Source organism: Aeromicrobium sp. Root344 (assembly GCF_001425755.1).
In the GTDB taxonomy this organism is placed as follows: Bacteria; Actinomycetota; Actinomycetes; order Propionibacteriales; family Nocardioidaceae; genus Aeromicrobium.
Genome location: NZ_LMDH01000001.1, coordinates 3,036,800 through 3,056,556, shown reverse-complemented (window position 1 = coordinate 3,056,556; position 19,757 = coordinate 3,036,800). Strand labels below are relative to the sequence as shown.

The 19,757-nt window shown below is 69.7% G+C and carries 22 protein-coding genes and 2 pseudogenes; 12 read left to right on the top strand and 12 right to left on the bottom strand.

The window, feature by feature from the left end; all coding sequences use genetic code 11:
* Positions 1 to 93 precede the first annotated feature (93 nt).
* From ASC61_RS15105 to ASC61_RS15075, 7 genes are all read right to left on the bottom strand, one after another.
* Positions 94 to 1,068 carry a carbohydrate kinase family protein gene (locus ASC61_RS15105; protein ID WP_056213254.1) on the bottom strand — a complete coding sequence of 325 codons (975 nt, stop codon included), beginning with the start codon at positions 1,066 to 1,068 and terminating at the stop codon, positions 94 to 96.
* Between the two features lie 58 nt (positions 1,069 to 1,126).
* Positions 1,127 to 1,495, bottom strand: coding sequence for a HesB/IscA family protein (locus tag ASC61_RS15100; RefSeq protein WP_056215755.1), 369 nt, complete (start codon positions 1,493 to 1,495; stop codon positions 1,127 to 1,129).
* Positions 1,496 to 1,573: 78 nt separating this feature from the next.
* Positions 1,574 to 2,689: a glycerate kinase family protein gene (locus tag ASC61_RS15095; protein ID WP_056213252.1), complete on the bottom strand. Its 1,116-nt coding sequence runs from the start codon at positions 2,687 to 2,689 to the stop codon at positions 1,574 to 1,576.
* Between the two features lie 4 nt (positions 2,690 to 2,693).
* Entirely contained in the window at positions 2,694 to 3,965 is a 1,272-nt protein-coding gene (locus ASC61_RS15090) for an aminotransferase class I/II-fold pyridoxal phosphate-dependent enzyme (RefSeq protein ID WP_056213250.1), read from the bottom strand.
* Positions 3,966 to 4,012: 47 nt separating this feature from the next.
* On the bottom strand, positions 4,013 to 4,582 hold the full coding sequence (pspAB, locus tag ASC61_RS15085; protein ID WP_056213248.1) for a PspA-associated protein PspAB: 570 nt from the start codon (positions 4,580 to 4,582) through the stop codon (positions 4,013 to 4,015).
* Positions 4,583 to 4,588: 6 nt separating this feature from the next.
* Complete coding sequence (htpX, locus tag ASC61_RS15080) at positions 4,589 to 5,491, bottom strand: zinc metalloprotease HtpX (RefSeq protein ID WP_056213246.1); 903 nt, start codon at positions 5,489 to 5,491, stop codon at positions 4,589 to 4,591.
* Positions 5,466 to 6,191 carry a PspA/IM30 family protein gene (locus ASC61_RS15075; protein WP_056213244.1) on the bottom strand — a complete coding sequence of 242 codons (726 nt, stop codon included), beginning with the start codon at positions 6,189 to 6,191 and terminating at the stop codon, positions 5,466 to 5,468. The genes htpX and ASC61_RS15075 overlap by 26 nt, the downstream gene beginning before the upstream one ends.
* Positions 6,192 to 6,221: 30 nt before the next feature.
* On the opposite strand from ASC61_RS15075, the gene ASC61_RS15070 reads away from it, so the two are divergent.
* Positions 6,222 to 6,770 carry a DUF3043 domain-containing protein gene (locus tag ASC61_RS15070; protein WP_056213242.1) on the top strand — a complete coding sequence of 183 codons (549 nt, stop codon included), beginning with the start codon at positions 6,222 to 6,224 and terminating at the stop codon, positions 6,768 to 6,770.
* Positions 6,771 to 6,829: 59 nt separating this feature from the next.
* On the opposite strand, the gene ASC61_RS15065 is transcribed toward ASC61_RS15070, so the two are convergent.
* Complete coding sequence (locus tag ASC61_RS15065; RefSeq protein WP_056213240.1) at positions 6,830 to 7,033, bottom strand: hypothetical protein; 204 nt, start codon at positions 7,031 to 7,033, stop codon at positions 6,830 to 6,832.
* Positions 7,034 to 7,035: 2 nt separating this feature from the next.
* On the bottom strand, positions 7,036 to 8,136 hold the full coding sequence (gcvT, locus tag ASC61_RS15060) for a glycine cleavage system aminomethyltransferase GcvT (protein WP_056213237.1): 1,101 nt from the start codon (positions 8,134 to 8,136) through the stop codon (positions 7,036 to 7,038).
* A gap of 69 nt (positions 8,137 to 8,205) precedes the next feature.
* Between gcvT and ASC61_RS15055 the strand changes: the two genes are divergently transcribed.
* Together ASC61_RS15055 and ASC61_RS15050 are read left to right on the top strand one after the other, a co-directional pair.
* On the top strand, positions 8,206 to 9,654 hold the full coding sequence (locus tag ASC61_RS15055) for a leucyl aminopeptidase (RefSeq protein WP_056215753.1): 1,449 nt from the start codon (positions 8,206 to 8,208) through the stop codon (positions 9,652 to 9,654).
* Complete coding sequence (locus ASC61_RS15050) at positions 9,651 to 11,003, top strand: serine hydrolase domain-containing protein (protein WP_056213235.1); 1,353 nt, start codon at positions 9,651 to 9,653, stop codon at positions 11,001 to 11,003. The genes ASC61_RS15055 and ASC61_RS15050 overlap by 4 nt, the downstream gene beginning before the upstream one ends.
* A gap of 76 nt (positions 11,004 to 11,079) precedes the next feature.
* Here ASC61_RS15050 and ASC61_RS15045 read toward each other — a convergent pair whose 3' ends face one another.
* Positions 11,080 to 11,430: an iron chaperone gene (locus ASC61_RS15045; protein ID WP_056213233.1), complete on the bottom strand. Its 351-nt coding sequence runs from the start codon at positions 11,428 to 11,430 to the stop codon at positions 11,080 to 11,082.
* A gap of 18 nt (positions 11,431 to 11,448) precedes the next feature.
* Entirely contained in the window at positions 11,449 to 12,024 is a 576-nt protein-coding gene (locus tag ASC61_RS20135) for a hypothetical protein (protein ID WP_200935465.1), read from the bottom strand.
* A gap of 104 nt (positions 12,025 to 12,128) precedes the next feature.
* Here ASC61_RS20135 and lpdA point away from each other — a divergent pair, with 104 nt between their 5' ends.
* The 6 genes and pseudogenes from lpdA (at position 12,129) to ASC61_RS15020 (ending at position 16,848) form a co-directional block, all read left to right on the top strand.
* Complete coding sequence (gene lpdA / locus ASC61_RS15035) at positions 12,129 to 13,511, top strand: dihydrolipoyl dehydrogenase (RefSeq protein WP_056213231.1); 1,383 nt, start codon at positions 12,129 to 12,131, stop codon at positions 13,509 to 13,511.
* Between the two features lie 21 nt (positions 13,512 to 13,532).
* Positions 13,533 to 13,618 (top strand): annotated as a pseudogene (locus ASC61_RS20290) (biotin/lipoyl-containing protein); the annotation flags it as partial.
* Between the two features lie 2 nt (positions 13,619 to 13,620).
* Positions 13,621 to 14,085 (top strand): annotated as a pseudogene (locus ASC61_RS20285) (biotin/lipoyl-containing protein); the annotation flags it as partial.
* Position 14,086: 1 nt separating this feature from the next.
* The coding region (sucB, locus tag ASC61_RS15030) for a 2-oxoglutarate dehydrogenase, E2 component, dihydrolipoamide succinyltransferase (protein WP_235503565.1) at positions 14,087 to 15,440 on the top strand (1,354 nt) is incomplete at its 5' end.
* A gap of 2 nt (positions 15,441 to 15,442) precedes the next feature.
* Entirely contained in the window at positions 15,443 to 16,336 is an 894-nt protein-coding gene (locus ASC61_RS15025; protein ID WP_056213229.1) for a TIGR01777 family oxidoreductase, read from the top strand.
* On the top strand, positions 16,333 to 16,848 hold the full coding sequence (locus ASC61_RS15020; protein WP_056213227.1) for a mycothiol transferase: 516 nt from the start codon (positions 16,333 to 16,335) through the stop codon (positions 16,846 to 16,848). The genes ASC61_RS15025 and ASC61_RS15020 overlap by 4 nt, the downstream gene beginning before the upstream one ends.
* Here ASC61_RS15020 and ASC61_RS15015 read toward each other — a convergent pair.
* Complete coding sequence (locus ASC61_RS15015) at positions 16,820 to 17,266, bottom strand: hypothetical protein (protein ID WP_056213225.1); 447 nt, start codon at positions 17,264 to 17,266, stop codon at positions 16,820 to 16,822. The genes ASC61_RS15020 and ASC61_RS15015 overlap by 29 nt on opposite strands.
* A gap of 68 nt (positions 17,267 to 17,334) precedes the next feature.
* Between ASC61_RS15015 and lipB the strand changes: the two genes are divergently transcribed.
* From lipB to ASC61_RS15000, 3 genes are read left to right on the top strand one after another with little or no spacing between them, the layout of a single operon-like run.
* Positions 17,335 to 18,057, top strand: a complete 723-nt coding sequence (gene lipB / locus ASC61_RS15010) for a lipoyl(octanoyl) transferase LipB (protein WP_200935464.1) — start codon at positions 17,335 to 17,337, stop codon at positions 18,055 to 18,057.
* A gap of 36 nt (positions 18,058 to 18,093) precedes the next feature.
* Positions 18,094 to 19,017 carry a lipoyl synthase gene (gene lipA / locus ASC61_RS15005; RefSeq protein WP_200935550.1) on the top strand — a complete coding sequence of 308 codons (924 nt, stop codon included), beginning with the start codon at positions 18,094 to 18,096 and terminating at the stop codon, positions 19,015 to 19,017.
* Positions 19,018 to 19,027: 10 nt separating this feature from the next.
* A complete protein-coding gene (locus ASC61_RS15000; protein WP_056213222.1) occupies positions 19,028 to 19,735 on the top strand; it encodes a DUF4191 domain-containing protein in 708 nt (235 codons plus the stop codon).
* Positions 19,736 to 19,757 lie beyond the last annotated feature (22 nt).

Below are 19,757 nucleotides of genomic sequence, written 5' to 3'. Positions count from 1 at the left end.
TGTCACGTGATGACACGTGAAGCACCTTACTGGAGCGAGACCGGCCATCTGCGGTGAGGTCAGCCTCTGTGAAACGTACGTCTGAAGGGCGGGTCACGCGAGCGACAGCGCGGCGCCGACCTCGGCCTCAGCCTGCTCGCCGTACGCCGCGCCGAAGCGCTTGAGGAAGCCCTCGCGCTCGAGCTCGTACTCCTGCGTGCCCTTGGTCTCGACGACGCTGGCGGCGATCGTGCAGCCGATCTGGGCCGAGCGCTCGAAGTCGAGCCCGGCCGCGATCCCAGCCAGGAATCCGGCGCGGAAGCTGTCGCCGACGCCGGTCGGATCGACCGCGACGACGCCCTCGATGGCCTTGACCTCGATCGGGTCACCGTCTGCCGGGTAGACCGTCACGCCGGCCTTGCCACGCGTCACGATGCGCGTCTTGACGTGCGCCTGCACGTCGGCCGACGACCAACCGGTCTTCTGCTCGATGAGCGCGGCCTCGTAGTCGTTGCTGAACAGGTAGGTCGCACCGTCGATGAGGTCGCGGATCATGTCACCCTCGGCGAACGCCAACTGCTGCGAGACGTCGGCCGCGAACGGCACGCCACGCTCACGGCAGGCGCGGGTGTGCCGCAGCATGCCCTCGGGGTCGTCGGGCCCGACGAGGACGAGGTCGAAGTCCTGGCCGATCGCGAAGAGGTCGATGTCGCGCGACTCCGACATCGCGCCGGCGTAGAACGTGGCGAACTGGGCCAGGTCGGTGTCGGTCGTGCACACGAACCGGGCGGTGTGGCGGGTCTCCGACACCAGGACCCCGGAGGTGTCGACGCCGGCGTCGTCGAGCCAGCCGCGGTACTCGGCCTCGAAGTCGCGGCCGACGGCGCCGACGAGCAGGGCTCGGTGGCCGAGGCGGGCGAGCGCGTAGGAGATGTTGGCGGCGCACCCCCCACGGCGTACGTCGAGGTCGTCCACGAGGAACGACAACGAGATCTTGTCGAGCTGGTCCGGCACGAGTGAATCGGCGAACTTGCCCGGGAAGGTCATGAGGTGATCGGTGGCGATCGATCCGGTGATGGCGAGGTGCACCCCCACACAATAGACAACGGCCTCCTGCAATGCAGGAGGCCGTCGTGTGTCGTATGTCTTAGTGGAACGAATCGCCGCAGGCGCAGGAGCCCGTGGCCATCGGGTTGTCGATCGTGAAGCCCTGCTTCTCGATCGTGTCGACGAAGTCGATCGTCGCGCCACCGAGGTAGGGAAGGCTCATCCGGTCGACCACGACGTTGACGCCGCCGAACTCGAAGATCTGGTCGCCGTCGAGCGAACGCTCGTCGAAGAACAGCTGGTAGCGCAGGCCGGAGCAGCCGCCGGGCTGCACCGCGATGCGCAGCGCGAGGTCGTCACGGCCTTCCTGGGCCAGCAGGCTGCTGACCTTCTCGGCCGCGCCGTCGCTCAGGGTCACTCCGGTGGCGGGTGCGGTCTCGACGGTGGACTGCTCAGTCTCGATCGTCATGTGGTCTCCCATGCGTGGTCTTTGGTCTCGACACGGTGGTCAACCTTCTCCGTGCCGATTCCATTCCATCGTACGCCGTCATTCCTCGTCGCGAGGCGACCACGTACGTGCGACACGCTCCGCGAGCGCCGCGAGGCTCGCGTACGGCTCGCCCATGGCGGCGTCGATGCCGACGAGGTCCGCCATCGAGTACGCGCTCTCCACACCCATGGCTCGCATCTCGCGGGAGCCCACGAGGACCTGGCCTGCGAGGACGATGCACGGGCGGGCTGCGGCTCCCGCAACCACCGCGACGCCGAAGACCACCTTGCCTGCGCGGGACGAGAAGTCGTACGCGCCCTCGCCCGTCACCACGAGGTCGTGGGCGCCGGCCCGGGCCGTCAGCCCGACCGCGTCGGCGACGAGCTCGATGCCCGAGACCACGCTCCCGCCGAGCAGCATCAGGGCGAAGCCCAGACCGCCGGCCGCCCCCGCACCCTTGGCGTCCGCCGCCCGCCGCTCGGCGGGAGTCGGTCCGCACGTGGCATCGACGAACCGGTCGAGGATGCCGTCGACCGCGATGATCTGGTCGTCGCTCAGCCCCTTCTGCGGCCCGAACGTCTTGGTCGCGCCGAACATGCCGAGCAGGGTCACGTCGACGTCGGCGGCGATGACCAGCTCGACGCCGTCGAACCTGGCGCGCGCAGCCGCGAGATCGACCCCCGTGACGCCACGCAGGCCCTGTGGCCCGGCGTCGAGTGGTACGTCGGCGGTGGCGCCCAGGGCAGCGAGCAGGCCCGCTCCCCCGTCGTTGGTCGCGCTGCCGCCGAGACCCACGACGATCCGCCGGGCGCCTGCGTCGAGCGCCGCAGCGATGGCCTGGCCGACGCCGTACGTGGTCGCGTGCAGCGGGTCCTGCGGATCGACGAGGTGGAGACCGCAGGCCTGGGCGCTCTCGACGTACGCCGTGCCGTCGGCGTGCAGCACCGTCACCGGCACGTCACCGCCGACCGGACTGCGTACGGTCACGATCGCGAGCTCGCCGCCGATGCCGTCATGCAGGACGTCGACGAAGCCCGGACCACCGTCGGCCATCGCCGCGATGGTGAGCTCGTCAGCCGGAGCGTGGCGCTGCCAGCCCTCGACGATCGCGCGCGCCGCCTCCGGAGCCGTCAGCGTGCCGCCGAACGCGTCCGGCGCGACCAGGACCCTCACGTGGCTACTGGGCGAGGGCTTGCTCGCACGCGGCGATCAGCACGCACGTGGCGAGCACGTCGATCGCTGCCGCCAGCTCCTCGGGCGAGGGGTAGGACGGCGCGATGCGGATGTTGCGGTCACGTGGGTCGTCGCCGTACGGGAAAGCCGCACCCGCCGGGGTCATGGCGACGCCGGCCTCGCGGGCGAGCTGGATGACCCGCGACGCGGTGCCGTCGACGACGTCGAGGCTCACGAAGTAGCCACCCTTGGGCTCGGTCCAGCTCGCGACGCCGTGGTCACCGAGCCGTGCCTTGAGGATGTCGACGACGGCCTGGAACTTCGGCGCCAGGATCTCGCGATGACCGTCCATGAGGGCGTGCACCCCGTCGACGCTCTTGAGGAACCGGGCGTGGCGCAGCTGGTTGACCTTGTCCGGCCCGATCGTGCGCTTGCCGAGGTGCTTGAGGTACCACTCGATGTTGGCTGCGGAGCTGCCGAGGAAGCACACGCCCGAGCCCGCGAACGTGACCTTGGACGTCGACGCGAAGATCACCGGACGGTTGGGATGACCCGATGCGGAGCACAGGCCGAGGATGTCGGCGGTCTTGGTGTGCTGCTCGGTGAGGTGGTGCACCGCGTAGGCGTTGTCCCAGAAGATCCGGAAGTCCGGGGCGGCGGTCTCGAGTGCGGCCAGCTCAGCGGCGACGGCCTCGCTGACGACCGCGCCGGTCGGGTTGCTGTAGGTCGGGACGAGCCACATGCCCTTGACCGCCGGGTCCTTGACCAGCTCGCGGACGGCCGCGACATCCGGCCCGTCGTCGAGCAGGTCGACCGGCAGCATCTCGATGCCGTACTCCTCGAGCAGGGCGAAGTGCCGGTCGTAGCCGGGCACGGGGCAGATGAACTTGACCGCCTCCTCGACGCCCCAGGGCTGCTCGGAGTCGGCGACGCCGTGGAACAGCGCGAACACGAGGTTGTCGTGCATCATCGCTAGGCTCGCGTTGTCACCCGCGACGACCTGGTCGACGGGCACCTGCATGATCGGCGCGAAGATCTCCCGCAGCTCGGTCAGCCCGGTGAGTCCTCCGTAGTTGCGGGTGTCGGTGCCTGCGGCGTCCGTGAAGTCCGCGCCCGGCATCGACAGCAGCTCGTTGGACAGGTCCAGCTGCGCCGGCGACGGCTTGCCGCGCGTCAGGTCGAGCTTGAGTCCTGAGGCCTTGAGCGTCTCGTACGCCGCGGTCTGCTCGTCGAGAAGAGCCTGGATCTGGTCACTGGAAAGGGTGTCGAACGTCACCCGTCCAACCTATCGCGGCGGGGGCGCGGCGCCATGCCCCGGTTCGATCAGCCGAGACCGGGAGCGCCCCAGATCGCGAGCCACTTGGTCAGATCAGGCTCGACCGGTACGTCCTCGCCGACGATGCCTCGAATCTGCAGCTCGAGGGCGTTGTCGCGCTTCTCGCCGTCGAGCGGGACGAACGGGTAGAAGGTGCCGCGCTTGTAGAGGTAGACCAGCGCGAGGGGCTTGGCGTCCGCCGTGGCGAAGCCGATCGTCGAGCACAGAAGCGCCGAACCGAAGCCTGCATCGGCGAGCGAGCTGTTGACGGCGTGCAGGTCGGTGACGAGCCCGGACACGTCCTGGTCGGTACGCGTGACGGTGAGCCAGTGGAACCCGAACCGGTCCGAGGTGCGGGTCACCGAGGCGCCGGCGGTCGTCGTGATGAGCTTCTCGGCGTCCGCCATCACCGCGTCGTCGGCCGCGCCCTCGACGTCGCGGAAGCACACCGAGCCGGTGCCCGATGTGGTGAAACCAGCGGTCTGCAGCGACAGCGCCGCCTGCGGCACCGCGAACAGCACGTCGAGGTCGGCCTGCGGTGGCTTGGTCCGGCCGAGGATCGAGTCGAAGATGCCCATCGGGGCCTAGCCCTGCTCGGACAGCTCGGCGCTGACCTTGGCGAGCTGGTCGAGGCGCTGCTGCAGCGGCGGGTGGGTCGCGAACAGGGCGCCGATCGACTCGCGGTTGATGGCCGGCGCGAAGAAGAAGGCGCTGATCGCCTGGCCCTCGCGCAGGTCACGGTTGGGGATGCGCGCCATGTCGCCGGAGATCTTGACCAGCGCCGACGACAGCTTGGACGGCCGGCCGGTCAGGTAGGCGCCGCTGCGGTCGGCGCTGAGCTCGCGGTAGCGCGACAGCGACCTGGTCAGGACGAAGCTCACGAAGTAGACGACCATGCTGACGAGGAACACGACCAGGAACACGGCGCCGCTGTTCTTGTTGTTGCGGCTGCCGAAGATGTTGCCGGCGTACATGCCCCACCGCGTGATGAAGCCGGCAAGCAGGCCGAGCGACGAGGCGACCGTCATGACCGTGACGTCCCGGTTGGCCACGTGCGAGAGCTCGTGCGCGAGCACGCCCTCGAGCTCATCGGCGTCGAGCCGCTGCATGATGCCGGTCGTCACGCAGACCGACGAGTGCTTGGGCGAGCGCCCGGTCGCGAACGCGTTGGGCATGTCGGTCACGGCCACGGCGACGCGCGGCTTGGGCATGTCGGCGAGCGCGCACAGCCGGTCGATCATCGCGTGCAGCTCGGGGGCCTGCTCGGGCTCGACGACCTTGGCGCCCATGGACTTGAGCGCCAGCGAGTCCGAGAAGTACCACTGTCCCCAGGCGATGCCGAGGACGATGACGATGCCGAACCCGCCGAGCGAGGTCTGGGTCAGGAGGATCACACCGAACGCGACGTAGAGCGCGCCGAGGCCGAGGCTGACGCCGCCCATCCGCAGCGTCAGTCCGCTGTCACCTCTGAATCGGGTCCGAGCCATCGTCGTCCTTCCTGGGTGTGGAGATCTGCTCGAGCTGCCGGTCGACCTCGGCGCTGTCGAGCGCCGTGTCGAACTGCCGGCGCTGCGCCTCGTCGGCGCTCTCTCCCGGCTTGCTGATGATGCCGTCGGCGACGAGCTCGTCGACCGCGTCGGCCTTGGCCTCGAGCTCGCGCGTGCGCCGCTCGGCGGACTCGACCGCCTGGCCGACATCGCTCACGGAAGAGTTGATGCCGCGGGTCGCGCTGTTGATCTCGGCGCGGGCTGCCGCGGCCGTGTGCCGAGCCGTCAGGGTGTCCTTGCGGATGCGGAACTCCTCGACCTCCTGCGCGACCTTGAGCTCCGTCGCCTCGAGCTTGGCCTCCTCGCCCTGCAGGTCGGCGTGCCGCGCCTTGAGGTCCGCTGCGGCCTTCTCGAGCGTCACCTTGCGGGTCAGGATCGCGCGGGCCTCGTCGTCGTTGCCGTGTGCCACGGCCTGCCGTGCCTCGTCATCGAGCTGCGCGGCCTGCTGGTCGAGGGCGGCGAGCTGGATCTCGACGCGTTTGCGGCTCGTCGCGACGTCCGCGACCCCGCGGCGTACCTGCTGGAGCATCGCCGTCTGGGCGCGGTAGGTCTCGTCGAGCTTGTCCTTGAGGTGCTCGACATCGTCGCCTCCAAATCGCCGCGAACGGAAGATCCGGGCGATGCGCTTGCCGATGCTCATGCCTACGAGCGTACGGGTAGGGTTGCGCGGGTGGTAGACGAGACAGAGGCCGGCAAGGGGCGTCGCACACCGACGCGCAAAGAGGCCGAAGCAGCACGCAAGAAGCAGATGAAGGTCCCTGTCTCCCGCAAGGAGCAGTCCAAGCGCGAACGGGCCGCCCGCGAGGAGATCCGGCTCAAGCAGCGCGAGGCGCTCAAGACCGGCGACGAGAAGTACCTGCCGCTGCGCGAGCGCGGCCCCGTCCGCAAGTTCTGCCGTGACTACGTCGACCGCCGTTGGAACTTCGCGGAGTTCCTGCTGCCGTTCCTGGCGTTGGTGCTGATCGTCAGCGTTGTCGGCAACGGTGCGCAGTGGGGTGCCGCCGCCACGTTCCTGCTCTACCCGATCATCATCTTCGGCACGATCATCGACGAGTTCATCCTCGTCCGCGGCCTCAGGAAGCAGCTCAAGCAGCGCTTCTCAGCCGACGAGACCCGTGGTTCGGTCGCGTACGCGGTGCTGCGCAGCACGCAGCTGCGCCGGTTCCGGCTGCCGAAGCCGCAGGTCAAGCGCGGCGACCCGCTGGCCCAGCGCTACTGAGCCAACCCGGTCCTTGAGCTTGTCGAAAGGACGTTTCGACAGGCTCAATGACGCTCGGTCTACGACTCGGTCGAGGCGTGGAGGGACATGGGGCCGTAGACCTCGGTCTCGTCGTCGAACAGGCGCACCTGGTCGATCCCCTGCTCCAGCAGCGCGCCGAACTCCTCGCCGACCCACGACTCCGCGTCGCCGCGGCTCTCGAACTCCTCCGAGCGGCCCTTGACCTCGCCGAGCGAGTCCTCCAGCGTCCATGTCCAGCCCATGCTCACGCCTCCTTGGTCGACGGTTGTACGAATGGCGGCTTGGTCACCGTGAACGCCTCCGAGCGGCCGCGCACGTCGACGATCACCGTCGCACCGTCAGCCACCGAAGGCTCGAGCAACGCCAGTGCGATGCCCTGACGCAGCGTGGGTGAGAACGTGCCGGAGGTGATCTCGCCGAGCTCGCCGCCGGCCTCGTCCTGGACCTTCATGCCCGGACGCGGGATGCCCCGACCCTGCGCAAGCAGGCCGCGCAGCGTACGCACGGTCTTCTCCGCGCGCTGCCGCTCGAGCACGTCCTTGCCCCAGAACGCCGGCTTGTTCCAGCCCACGGCCCAGCCGGCCCGTGCCATGACCGGGCTGATCTCGGGAGACAGCTCGTGCCCGTGCAGCGGGTAACCCATCTCCGTACGCAGGGTGTCGCGCGCGCCGAGGCCGCAGGCGCGGATGCCGTACGGCTCCCCCGCCGCCATGACGGCGTCCCACACCTCGCCGGCCGAGGCCGACGGGACGACCAGCTCGTACCCGCGCTCGCCGGTGTAGCCCGTGCGGCACACCGTGATGTCCTGGCCGGCGATCGTCGCGTCGGCGAACGACATGTACTCGTGGTCGACGGGCAGGTCGAGGGAGGTCAGCACCTCGTCGCTCAGCGGACCCTGGATCGCGAGGACGGCGTAGTCACGGTGCTGGTCCGTCACCTCGATGCCCTCGGGTGCCGCAGCCTGCAAGCGGGCGACGACGGCCGCCGTGTTGGCCGCGTTGGGGATCAGGAACACCTCGAAGTCGCTGCGCAGGTAGGCGATGAGGTCATCGACCGTGCCACCGTCCTCGTCACAGCACAGCGTGTACTGCGCCTTGCCGGTCTCGATGCGTCCGAGGTCGTTGGTCAGGCACTGGTTGACGAAGTCGGCGGCGCCCGTGCCGCGTACCAGCGCCTTGCCCAGGTGGCTGACGTCGAACAGGCCGACCGCCTCGCGTACGGCCTTGTGCTCGGCGAGTACACCACCGCCGGCGTACTCGAGCGGCATGTCCCAGCCGCCGAACTCGGCGAGCTTGGCGCCCAGGGCGATGTGGCGGTCGTGCAACGGCGAATGCAGCAGATCCATGGCAGTCAACCTAAAGCACGCGTGTGGGGCCCTCGCGCGGGTGTGGCTGCCGACCCTAGAGTGGCGGACATGCTTTCCGTGACCCTCAGCACCGCCAAGCCGACCACCGCGCGCGCCGACGCCCTGATCCTCGGGATCCGAGGCGACGACGACAAGGGCGACCTGGCCGCGACGCTGGACCTGCTGGGCTTCACGGGCGAGAAGGGGCAGACGGTCACGTTCCCTGCCGGCGACGCGGCGAAGGCGCCACTGATCGTCGCCGTCGCGCTGCCCGAGGAGCCGACCGCCGAGGACCTCCGCCGGGCCACCGCGCGGGGCATACGCGCCGCCAAGAACGCCACGATCGTCGCGATCGCGCTGCACCCGGCCGGAGTCGACGAGGTCGAGGCCATCGCCGAGGGCGCTCATCTCGGGTCGTACTCCTACGACACCTACAAGACCAAGAAGAAGGGCGACGCCAAGAAGCCCAAGCTCAAGAGCGCCGTCATCCTGAGCCCGTTCGCGCGCCAGACCACCGCGACCAAGGCCGTCGAGCGCGCCGCCACCGTCACGGCAGCCGTCAACGTCGCCCGCGACTGGGTCAACGCCCCTCCCGGGGACCTGAGGCCGGCTGACTTCGCCGAGGCGATCACGGCGCATGCCGGCACCGACGTCAAGGTCAGCGTGTGGGACGAGAAGCGGCTGGCCAAGGAGCGCTGCGGCGGCATCCTCGGCGTCGGACAGGGCTCCGACAGCCCGCCGCGCCTGGTGACGCTGACGTACGCACCGGCCAACGCCGTGACCCACCTCGCTCTCGTCGGCAAGGGCATCACGTTCGACTCGGGCGGACTCTCGATCAAGCCCGGCGCGTCGATGCAGACCATGAAGCTCGACATGGCGGGTGCAGCCGCGATCGCAGCGGCGACCGTCGCGATCGCCCGCCTCGGCCTGCCGATCAAGGTCACCGCGTACGCCTGCATCGCAGAGAACATGCCGAGCGGCGGCGCGACCCGTCCCGGTGACGTGCTGACGATGCGCAGCGGAGCCACGGTCGAGGTGCACAACACCGACGCCGAGGGCCGGCTCGTGCTCGCCGATGGGCTGGCTCTCGCCGCCGAGTCCAAGGCCGACCGCATCGTCGATGTCGCGACCCTGACCGGCGCCTGCATGGTGGCGCTCGGCGAGCTCACGAGCGGCATCCTCGGCAACGACGAGGACTTCAGCGACCAGGTCTTCGCGGCATCGAAGGCCGCGGGCGAGTCGATGTGGCCACTGCCGATTACCGAGGAGATGAAGGGCAAGGTCACCTCGTCGAGCCTCGCCGACCTGCGCCAGCACAACCCCAAGCCGTACGGCGGCGCGCTGTTCGCGGCGGCGTTCCTGCGGGAGTTCGTCAACGACATCCCGTGGGCACACCTCGACATCGCCGGGCCGTCGTTCAACGAAGGCGGAGCCGTGGACTACACACCCGTCGGTGGCACGGGTGTCGGCGTACGTACGCTCGTCCGACTCGCGACGGAGCTGGCCGAGGCTCGATGACGATCGATCCGTCGACGACGCGGGCGCTGTCGCAACGGCTCGCCCTCGAGCAGTCGAAGCAACGCCTCCCGTCGATCGCCGCGGGCATCGTGCGGGACGGGGTCATCGTGTGGTCCGATGCCGTCGGCACCCTCGACGGCCGCCCAGGCGGACCCGCGTCGACGACCGACACGCAGTATCGGATCGGCTCGATCTCCAAGACATTCGTCGCGGTCGAGGTCATGCGCCTGCGCGACGAGGGTCGCCTCGACCTCGGCGACTCGATCGGCACGCACCTGCCTGAGGTGCCGATCGCGCAGGTGACGATCGCGCAGCTCCTGACCCACACGTCCGGCCTGCAGGCCGAGACCGACGGCGAGTGGTGGGAGCGCACCCCGGGTGACTCCTGGGATGCGCTGCTGGCGTCCGGCACCCGGCTGCGCGCGACTCCCGGCACGGGCTTCCACTACTCCAACGTCGGCTACGCGGTGCTGGGTGAGCTGGTGGCCCGGTTGCGCGACCAGCCGTGGCAGGACGCCGTACGTGCCGGCCTGCTGGAGCCCCTCGGCATGACGCGTACGACCACGCGCCCCGTCTCGCCCGCAGCGCCGGGTCTGGCCGTGCATCCGCTCGCCGACCTCGTGCACGTCGAACCGGAGCACGATGCCGTCTCGATGGCTCCCGCGGGCCAGCTGTGGTCGACGGTGGAGGACCTCGCTCGTTGGGCCGCGTTCCTCGGCGGCCGGACCGGAGACGTCCTGAAGCCGGAGACGCTCAAGGAGATGCTGCGGCCCATCGCCGTCAACGATGTCGCCGGCGCTCCGTGGACCGGAGCCCACGGCCTCGGCTGGCAGACCTGGAACGTCGAGGGTCGCCGCTACGCCGGCCATGGCGGATCGATGCCGGGCTTCCTCGCCGATCTGCGCGTCGACGTCGAGTCCGGCGACGGCATCGTGCTGATGACGAATGCCACGAGCGGCCTCGGCAAGGCGACGACGGAGCTGCTCAGCCTGTTCGCCGAGAAGGAACCGGTGCCGCCGAAGCCGTGGACCGCAGATGCCACCCAGCAGTCGAGCCTCGACCTCGTGGGTCCGTGGTTCTGGGGGACGTACGAGTTCCGGCTGACCCTCGCGCCCGACGGCCAGCTCCGGCTCGGCACGCCCGGGGAGGGGCGCGGGGCCCGGTTCAAGCCCGGTGGCGACGGGTGGATCGGCCTCGACGGCTACTACACCGGTGAGCCGCTGATTGTGGAGCGTGATGCGTCCGGCCACGCGATCCGCCTGGTGCTGGCGTCGTTCGTGTTCACCCGTACGCCCTACGACCCCGGAGCCGAGATCCCCGGCGGCATCGATCCCGCCGGCTGGCACTGACTCGGCCCCGAGATGTGGATCGAGCTGCACCACCGTCGGTCGAATCGTGGTGCAGCTCGATCCAAATCTCGGCGGGTCAGGCTCGCTTGGTGGCGATGAACTGCGCGATCCGGCTCAGCAGGTCGTGCGGCACGGGTCGGTCGTACATGAGCTTGACGGTGTCCTTGTCGGAGCGCAGCGGTGCGATCTCCGCCTCCAGGTCGTCGTCCGCGACCGGGACGGGATAGAGGCCGATGTGCTTGGACCAGCCTGCGTAGTGCACCAGGTAGCGGTCGCCCAGGGTGACGCACGGCATCTGGTAGCGGATCGTCTCGCCTGATCCCGGCACGGCGTTCCGGATCGTCGTGCGCACGTCCTCGAGGATGGCCTGCACGTCCGCGGGGAACGAGGCGATGTACTCGTCGACGGTGTCGAAACGCTCTGCCATGACGAGCAGTGTGTCAGGTCAGTCGGGCAGGCCGAGGGCCCTTGCGGCGTCCTCGACCGTGTCCCACTTGGTGCGTTCGCCGTTGAGCCGGTCGGGATGCGCCTGCTTGCGCGCCTTGCGATAGACCCGCATGAGCTCGTCGAACGACGGGTTGGTGGGCAGCGGGTCGACTCCCGCGATCGACTCGAGCGTCATGATCGCGGCGAGCTCCTTGGGCGTCTGCTTCGCCGGCTGCGGCGCGGACGAGGCGGACGGTGCTGTCGGGGCGCCCTTGGCCTTGCGCAGGTCGTAGTCACGCTTGCGCGACGGAATGCCCACGAGGTTGGCGTCGTAGACCGGGATGTTGAGCTTCTTGCGCGCGAACTCGAACGCGGCCTGCGCCGACGCGACCCTGCGGCGGATCGACTCGCCGTCCGAAGCGACCAGCAGCAACGTCGTCTGGGTCACGGAGGTCTTGGGCTCGACGTACGCCTCGACGCCCCTGCGTGACTCGGCGAAGGCGCGCAACGCGTCGAGGTCGGCACGGCTCGCGTTGCGGTCCGAGACCACGGCGCCGCCGTCCGTCCTGGCCTTGCGGCCTCGGAAGATTCCCATGGGACAAGTGTGCCCGATCGTCGGGCATACCCCGATCAACCCCGGTGGCAGCGTGGTTGCCGCAAGTGACAAGATGATGACGAACGACATCCTTGGGAGGAACCGTGGCGGACGTCGCCGGCAACAACTTCGACATCGTGATTCTCGGCGGCGGCAGTGGCGGGTACGCCTGCGCGCTGCGTGCGGTCCAGCTCGGCAAGTCCGTCGCGCTGATCGAGAAGGGCAAGCTGGGCGGCACCTGCCTGCACACCGGCTGCATCCCGACCAAGGCGTTGCTGCACTCTGCCGAGGTCGCCGACCTGTCCCGCGAAGGCGACAAGTACGGCATCAAGTCCACGTTCGACGGCGTCGACATGCCGGCCGTCAACGCCTACAAGGACGGTGTCATCGACCGTCTCTACAAGGGCCTGCAGGGACTCATCAAGTCCGGCGGCATCACGGTCGTCGAGGGTGAGGGCAAGCTCGTCGATCCCAAGACCGTCGAGGTCAACGGCGAGCGCTACACCGGCACCAACGTCGTGCTGGCCACCGGCTCGGTCTCTCGCACGCTGGGCCTCGACATCGGCGGCCGCGTCATCACGAGCTCCGAGGCGCTCACGATGAGCGAAGTGCCGGACAAGGTCGTCATCATCGGCGGCAGCGTCATCGGCGTCGAGTTCGCGTCGGTCTGGAAGTCGTTCGGCGCCGACGTCACGATCATCGAGGGCCTGCCGACGCTGATCCCGCTCGAGGACCCGTCGCTGTCCAAGCAGCTCGAGCGCGCGTTCCGCAAGCGCAAGATCAACTTCAAGACCGGCGTCAAGTTCAGCAGCGTCGAGCAGACCGAGACCGGCGTGACCGTCTCGCTCGAGGACGGCACGACGATCGACACCGACCTGGTGCTCGTCGCTGTCGGCCGCGGACCCAACTCCGCCGGCATGGGCTACGAGGAGGCCGGTATCACGGTCGACCGTGGCTGGGTACCCACCAACGAGCGCCTCGCCACCAACGTCGACGGCGTGTTCGCGGTCGGTGACCTCGTGCCCGGCCTGCAGCTCGCGCACCGCGGCTTCGCCCACGGCATCTTCGTCGCCGAGGAGATCGCCGGGCTCAACCCGCAGCCGGTCATCGACTCGGGCATCCCGCGCGTGACCTACTGCGACCCCGAGATCGCCTCGGTCGGCCTCACCGAGCCCCAGGCCCGCGAGAAGTACGGCGACGACAAGGTCGAGATCCAGGACTACAACCTCGGCGGCAACGGCAAGTCCCAGATCCTCGGCACTGCGGGCAGCGTCAAGCTCGTACGCGAGAAGGACGGCCCCATCGTGGGCGTCCACATGATCGGCGCCCGCTACGGCGAGCAGGTCGGAGAGGCGTCCCTCATGGTCAACTGGGAGGCTTACCCCGAGGACGTGGCGCAGTTCATCCACGCCCACCCCACCCAGAACGAAGCACTCGGCGAGGCGGCACTCGCACTCGCCGGCAAACCGCTCCACTCACACGCCTGACCCGGAGAACCAGAGGACATCATGGCTACGTCTGTCACCCTTCCCGCTCTCGGCGAAAGCGTCACCGAGGGCACAGTCACGCAATGGCTCAAGGCCGTCGGCGACACNNCGTCGCCGTCGACGAGCCGCTGCTCGAGATCTCCACCGACAAGGTCGACACCGAGATCCCGTCGCCGGTCGCGGGCGTGCTGCTCGAGATCAAGGCCAACGAGGACGACACGGTCGAGGTCGGTGCGGTGCTCGCGATCATCGGCGAGGAGGGCGAGAACGCGGGTGGCGACGCAGCCCCGGCCGCCGAGGCACCCGCAGCCGAGGCACCTGCTGAGGCACCGGCAGCAGAGCCCACGCCCGAGGCGCCCGCCGAGCAGCCCGTGGCCGAGAGCGCTTCGGAGGAGCGGTCCCCCGCCCCCGCCGGCAGCGCCGACGCGCAGCAGGCGGCCGCCGAGAACGCCCCGGCACCGCAGCCCGAGACCGCTCCCGCATCCGGCGGCGGCACCGCCGTGACCCTCCCCGCCCTGGGCGAGAGTGTCACCGAGGGCACCGTGACCCAGTGGCTCAAGGCCGTCGGCGACGANCGTCGCCGTCGACGAGCCGCTGCTCGAGATCTCCACCGACAAGGTCGACACCGAGATCCCGTCCCCCGTGGCCGGCAAGCTCCTCGAGATCAAGGTCGCCGAGGACGAGACCGTCGAGGTCGGGGCCGAGCTCGCGATCATCGGCACTGCCGACTCGGCTCCGGCCGAGAGCGCGCCCCCCGCCCCGGCACCCGAGGCTGCCCCGGCACCCGAAGCTGCTCCGGCACCCGAAGCTGCTCCGGCACCCGAACCGGCACCTGAGCCGGCGCCTGCCTCAGAGCCTGCTCCGGCCGATCCCGAGTCCCAGGCCAACCCGGCTGAGTCGTCACCGCCCGCCGAGGCCCAGCCCGCGCCATCCGCTACGGCGCCGGCCCCCGAGCCCGCTCCGGTGCCCGCGGGATCGCCCAGCGCGGCCGGCGACACCTACGTCACGCCGATCGTCCGCAAGCTCGCCAAGCAGCACGACGTCGACCTGTCGACCGTGACCGGCACCGGCGTCGGCGGCCGCATCCGCAAGCAGGACGTCCTCGACGCCGCCGCGAAGCCCGCAGCTGCTCCGGCCGCGGCCGCTCCGGCCGCTGCCGCACCCGCTGCTGCTCCTGCGGCGGCCGCACCCGCCGAGCCGTCGGCCCTGCGTGGCAAGACCGAGAAGGTCTCCCGCCTGCGCAAGGTCATCGCCTCGCGGCTGGTGGAGTCGCTCGAGATCTCGGCCCAGCTGACCCAGGTGCACGAGGTCGACGTCACCGAGGTCGCCCGCCTGCGGGCCCGCCACAAGAACGCCTTCCTCGAGCGCGAGGGCGTCAAGCTGACGTTCCTCCCGTTCTTCGCCAAGGCGACGATCGAGGCGCTCAAGGTCTACCCCAAGCTCAACGCGGCGCTCGACCTCGAGGAGGGGACGATCACCTACCCCGCCGGCGAGCACCTGGGCATCGCGGTCGACACCGAGCGCGGCCTGATCGTCCCGACGATCAAGGACGCGGGCGACCTGTCGATCGCCGGTCTGGCGCGCAAGATCGCCGACGTCGCCGAGCGCACGCGCACCAACAAGATCTCGCCCGACGAGCTCTCCGGTGCGACGTTCTCGATCACCAACCTCGGCAGCAACGGCGCGCTGTTCGACACGCCGATCATCAACCAGCCGCAGGTCGCGATCCTGGGTGTCGGCGCGGTCGTCAAGCGTCCGGTCGTGGTGACCGACGCGCAGGGCAGCGACAGCATCTCGGTGCGCAGCATGGCCTACCTCTCGCTGACCTACGACCACCGGATCATCGACGGCGCCGACGCCGGTCGCTTCCTCACGGCCGTCAAGCAGCGCCTCGAGGGTGGACAGTTCGAGGGTGAGCTCGGGTCCTGACCATGCAGGTCGTCATCGGTGGCGCCTCTGGATTTCTCGGTACCGCGCTGACGCAGCACCTGCGTCAGCGCGGTCACCAGGTCACCCGGCTCGTACGGTCGGCTGACTCCGCCGACGACGCCTCGGTCTGGGACCCCTACACGGGGCGCATCGACCAGATCGTGATCGACCGCGCCGATGCGGTGGTCAACCTGTCCGGCGCGTCGGTGGCCCGCTGGCCGCGCACGGCGAAGCACCGCAAGCTCATCCTGGAGTCCCGCACGGCGGCCACCGGGACGCTCGCCAAGGCGGTCGCCGCGTCGCCTGACCCGCCCGCGCTGATCTCGGCGTCGGGGATGTCCTACTACGGCGTCGACTGCGGCGATGAGGTGCTCACGGAGAGCACCGGCCCTGCGGACTCAGGCTTCCTCCCCGGTGTCGTCCAGGCGTGGGAGGCCGCCACGTCCCCGGCGGTCGAGGCAGGAGCACGCGTCTGCTTCACGCGTACGACCTTGGTGCTCAAGGGCGACGAAGGCCTGCTGCGCTTCATGCTCCCGGCCTGGAAGCTGGGCCTCGGCGCCCGCCTCGGACCCGGGCGTCACTACATGTCCTACATCTCGCTCAACGACTGGGTCCGCGCCGCCACGCTGCTGATCGAGTCCCCCGAGCTCAGCGGACCCTTCAACTTCGGCGCGCCGGTGCCGGTCACCAATGCCGAGTTCACCGACACCCTCGGCGACGTCGTGCACCGGCCGACGTTCCTCGTCGCTCCGCGCTTCGCGATCAAGGGCGCGCTGGGCAGCATGGCCGACGACCTGCTCGGCTCGATGCGGGTCTCCCCCGTGGCGCTGGCCGACGCCGGCTTCACGTTCGAGCAGCCCGACCTCGCGACGGCCCTCGAGGCCGCGTTGCGATGAACCTCCCGGAGCCCGGCCCGGACACCGTGGATCCGGCAGCAACATTCCTCGCCTACCTCGACTACTTCCGGTCCGAGGTGCGCCGCAAGGTGGCCGACCTCGATGGCCAGGCGCTGCGCACGAGCCCGCTGCCATCGGGCTGGACGCCGATCCAGCTCGTCGCCCACCTGGTCCACATGGAGCGGCGCTGGTTCGTGTGGGGATTCCTTGCTGAGCAGGTCGATGAGCCCTGGGGTGACCACGTCGATGGCCTCGCCACCGGAGCGTGGGCGACCGATCGCTCCCTCGAGGACCTGCTCGCCGCGTTGGCCGACGGTGGCCGGCGTACGACCGAGATCGTCAGGGCCCACGACCTGCTCGACGAGGCCGCGCTCGGTGGCCGGTTCCCCGCCGGCGAGCCGGCCCCGACGCTCCTGTCCATCCTGTTCCACGTCATGCAGGAGTACGGCCGCCACATGGGCCACCTCGATGTCGTGCGCGAGCTCATCGACGGGACGACGGGCGAGGGCTGACCCCGGCGATCCGCCACCCCTCGCTCGTACGCACGACGGTGATCACCCGGCGCGAGGGCTCGTCGCGTGGCAGCTCGCTCGCGGACCCGTCGGGCCACACGACTCGCGCCGGACCCAGCTGGTCGACCACGACGAGCCGAGCGCGTGACGACGACGCCGACAACGCCCAGCACGAGATGACCCGAAGGCGGGCCCCGACCACTCGACCGCCCCGTCGGCGGTAGTCCGCGATCGTCGCCGCGTCCGTCCGGTGTGCGCCGCTCCCCCGGACGTAGACCCGGTCGAGCAGCGCTGCATCGGTCGTCGCGAAGGCCTCGGCCCGCACCTCGTCGAGCGTGCTCAGCCGGGTCGCCCACTGGTCGTCCGGGGCGGGCGACGCAGCGCGGAGGACGGCGATCAGCACCCACAACCAGTCCATCGGGCCACTGTGCCGTCATCCGCCACCGGCACGCTGGAGTTCATCCACAGGCCGGTTAGTCTGGAGACGTGACGCTGCAGATCCTGGACGAGTGGTACGGCGAACGTGCGATCGACTACGTCGACGCGTGGGAGCTCCAACGCGAGCTGCACGCCCAGCGTGTCGCCGACGAGATCACCGACACCGCGATGTTCCTCGAGCACCCGCCGGTCTACACCGCGGGACGCCGCACCGAGCCGCACGAGCGACCGCTCGACGGCACCCCCGTCGTCGATGTCGATCGCGGCGGCAAGATCACGTTCCACGGCCCCGGCCAGCTCGTCGGCTACCCCATCACCAAGCTGCCGTCCCACGTGCTCGTGGTCGACTACGTACGCCGTGTCGAGGAGGCCATGATCCGCGCGTGCGCCGACCTCGGCGTCACGACCGGCCGGGTCCCCGGCCGCTCCGGCGTGTGGCTCGCCGCCGGCCAGGGCCGCATCGAGCGCAAGGTCGGGGCGATCGGCATCCGCGTCTCCCGAGGCGTCACGATGCACGGGTTCTCGCTCAACGCCGACGTCGACCTCGGCTTCTACGACCGCTTCGTTCCGTGTGGCATCGCCGACGCCGGGGTCACGACTCTCAGCGCCGAGCTGGGCCGCGACGTGACGGTCCGCGAGGCCGCCGAGGCGATCGCTCCGCACCTGCGTGAGCTCCTCGACTGGCAGCCGTACGAGCCCTCCCCCGACACAGCCAGCGACGAACATCCCAGCGTGCCGGTCCTCGGCGTGACGGCTGGGGCACGGGCGTAGGCTGAGACAGTGACTATCGCTCCTGAGGGACGCAAGATGCTGCGTCTGGAAGTCCGCAACGCCGAGACCCCCATCGAGAAGAAGCCCGAGTGGATCAAGACCCGGGCCAAGATGGGTCCCCAGTACAACGAGCTCATGAAGCTCGTGAAGGGCGAGGGTCTCCACACGGTCTGTCAGGAGGCCGGTTGTCCCAACATCTTCGAGTGCTGGGAGGACCGCGAGGCGACGTTCCTGATCGGCGGTGAGCAGTGCACCCGCCGCTGCGACTTCTGCCAGATCGACACCGGCAAGCCCGACCCGATCGACCGTGACGAGCCGCGTCGTGTCGCCGAGTCCGTCCAGCAGATGGAGCTCCGCTACGCCACGATCACCGGTGTCGCCCGCGACGACGTGCCCGACGGCGGCGCTTGGCTCTACGCCGAGACGGTCCGCAAGATCCACGAGCTCAACCCCGGCACCGGCGTCGAGAACCTCATCCCCGACTTCAACGGCATCCCCGAGCTGCTCGAGCAGGTCTTCGACAGCCGCCCCGAGGTGCTGGCGCACAACGTCGAGACCGTGCCGCGCATCTTCAAGCGCATCCGCCCGGCGTTCCGCTACGAGCGCTCGCTCGACGTCATCACCCAGGCCCGCGACTACGGGCTGGTGACCAAGTCCAACCTGATCCTGGGCATGGGCGAGACCCGCGAAGAGGTCTCCCAGGCTCTCGTCGACCTGCACGAGGCGGGCTGCGACCTGATCACGATCACCCAGTACCTGCGTCCCTCGGTGCGTCACCACCCCGTCGAGCGCTGGGTCAAGCCCGAGGAGTTCGTCGAGCTCAAGGCCGAGGCCGACGAGATCGGCTTCGCCGGCGTCATGTCCGGACCGCTCGTACGTTCGTCCTACCGCGCCGGCACCCTCTACAAGCAGGCCATCGAGTCAGGACGCGGCAGCGTCGCACTCCGCAACGCGACGTAGACTGACCCTTATGTCGAATGCCACCCCCGAACCCGCCAAGGGTCGCCTGGGCCAGATGCGCCAGGCGTACACGATCACCAAGCGCAGCGACCGCAACATCGGTCTGATCCTGCTGCTGACCTTCCTGGTGGGTGGCGGTGTCGCAGCGACGCTCGGCTACCTCGTGTTCCCGCACGGCACGTTCGGGCTGATCATCACGACCGTCTTCGCGATCCTCATCGGCATCCTCTCGGTGCTGATCGTCTTCGGCCGTCGCGCCGAGAAGGCTGCGTACGCGCAGGTCGAGGGCCAGGTCGGCGCCGCTGCCGGCGCCCTGCAGATGCTGCGCCGCGGCTGGGAGCTCAAGCCCGCCGTCGCGTTCACCAAGAACCAGGACGTCGTGCACCGTGTGGTCGGTCGTCCCGGCATCATCCTGGTCGGCGAGGGCAACCCCACACGGGTCCGCAACCTGCTCACGGCGGAGAAGAAGAAGCACGCCCGCATCGGTGGCGACGAGATCCCCGTGCTCGACATCGTGGTCGGCGACGGACCCGGCGAGGTCAAGCTGACCAAGCTCGTCAAGCACGTGCGCAAGCTGCCCAAGAACATAAAGCCGGCCCAGATGACCAGCGTGCTCTACAAGCTCAAGGCACTCGACGCGATGCGTCCCGCAGCGCCGATGCCGCGCGGTCCCGTGCCGACGAGCATGAAGGGCTCCCGCAAGGCGATGCGCGGCTGACGCCAGGTCCCGCTCCAGCCCG

Excerpts from the sequence above, each read along its gene's own strand:
- ASC61_RS15100 (WP_056215755.1), bottom strand. The coding sequence starts at position 1,495 with ATGACGATCGAGACTGAGCAGTCCACCGTCGAGACCGCACCCGCCACC.
- pspAB (WP_056213248.1), bottom strand. The coding sequence starts at position 4,582 with ATGGGCATCTTCGACTCGATCCTCGGCCGGACCAAGCCACCGCAGGCC.
- htpX (WP_056213246.1), bottom strand. The coding sequence starts at position 5,491 with ATGGCTCGGACCCGATTCAGAGGTGACAGCGGACTGACGCTGCGGATG.
- ASC61_RS15075 (WP_056213244.1), bottom strand. The coding sequence starts at position 6,191 with ATGAGCATCGGCAAGCGCATCGCCCGGATCTTCCGTTCGCGGCGATTT.
- ASC61_RS15065 (WP_056213240.1), bottom strand. The coding sequence starts at position 7,033 with ATGGGCTGGACATGGACGCTGGAGGACTCGCTCGGCGAGGTCAAGGGC.
- gcvT (WP_056213237.1), bottom strand. The coding sequence starts at position 8,136 with ATGGATCTGCTGCATTCGCCGTTGCACGACCGCCACATCGCCCTGGGC.
- ASC61_RS15055 (WP_056215753.1), top strand. The coding sequence starts at position 8,206 with ATGCTTTCCGTGACCCTCAGCACCGCCAAGCCGACCACCGCGCGCGCC.
- ASC61_RS15050 (WP_056213235.1), top strand. The coding sequence starts at position 9,651 with ATGACGATCGATCCGTCGACGACGCGGGCGCTGTCGCAACGGCTCGCC.
- ASC61_RS15045 (WP_056213233.1), bottom strand. The coding sequence starts at position 11,430 with ATGGCAGAGCGTTTCGACACCGTCGACGAGTACATCGCCTCGTTCCCC.
- ASC61_RS20135 (WP_200935465.1), bottom strand. The coding sequence starts at position 12,024 with ATGGGAATCTTCCGAGGCCGCAAGGCCAGGACGGACGGCGGCGCCGTG.
- ASC61_RS15025 (WP_056213229.1), top strand. The coding sequence starts at position 15,443 with ATGCAGGTCGTCATCGGTGGCGCCTCTGGATTTCTCGGTACCGCGCTG.
- ASC61_RS15020 (WP_056213227.1), top strand. The coding sequence starts at position 16,333 with ATGAACCTCCCGGAGCCCGGCCCGGACACCGTGGATCCGGCAGCAACA.
- ASC61_RS15015 (WP_056213225.1), bottom strand. The coding sequence starts at position 17,266 with ATGGACTGGTTGTGGGTGCTGATCGCCGTCCTCCGCGCTGCGTCGCCC.
- lipA (WP_200935550.1), top strand. The coding sequence starts at position 18,094 with ATGCTGCGTCTGGAAGTCCGCAACGCCGAGACCCCCATCGAGAAGAAG.
- ASC61_RS15000 (WP_056213222.1), top strand. The coding sequence starts at position 19,028 with ATGTCGAATGCCACCCCCGAACCCGCCAAGGGTCGCCTGGGCCAGATG.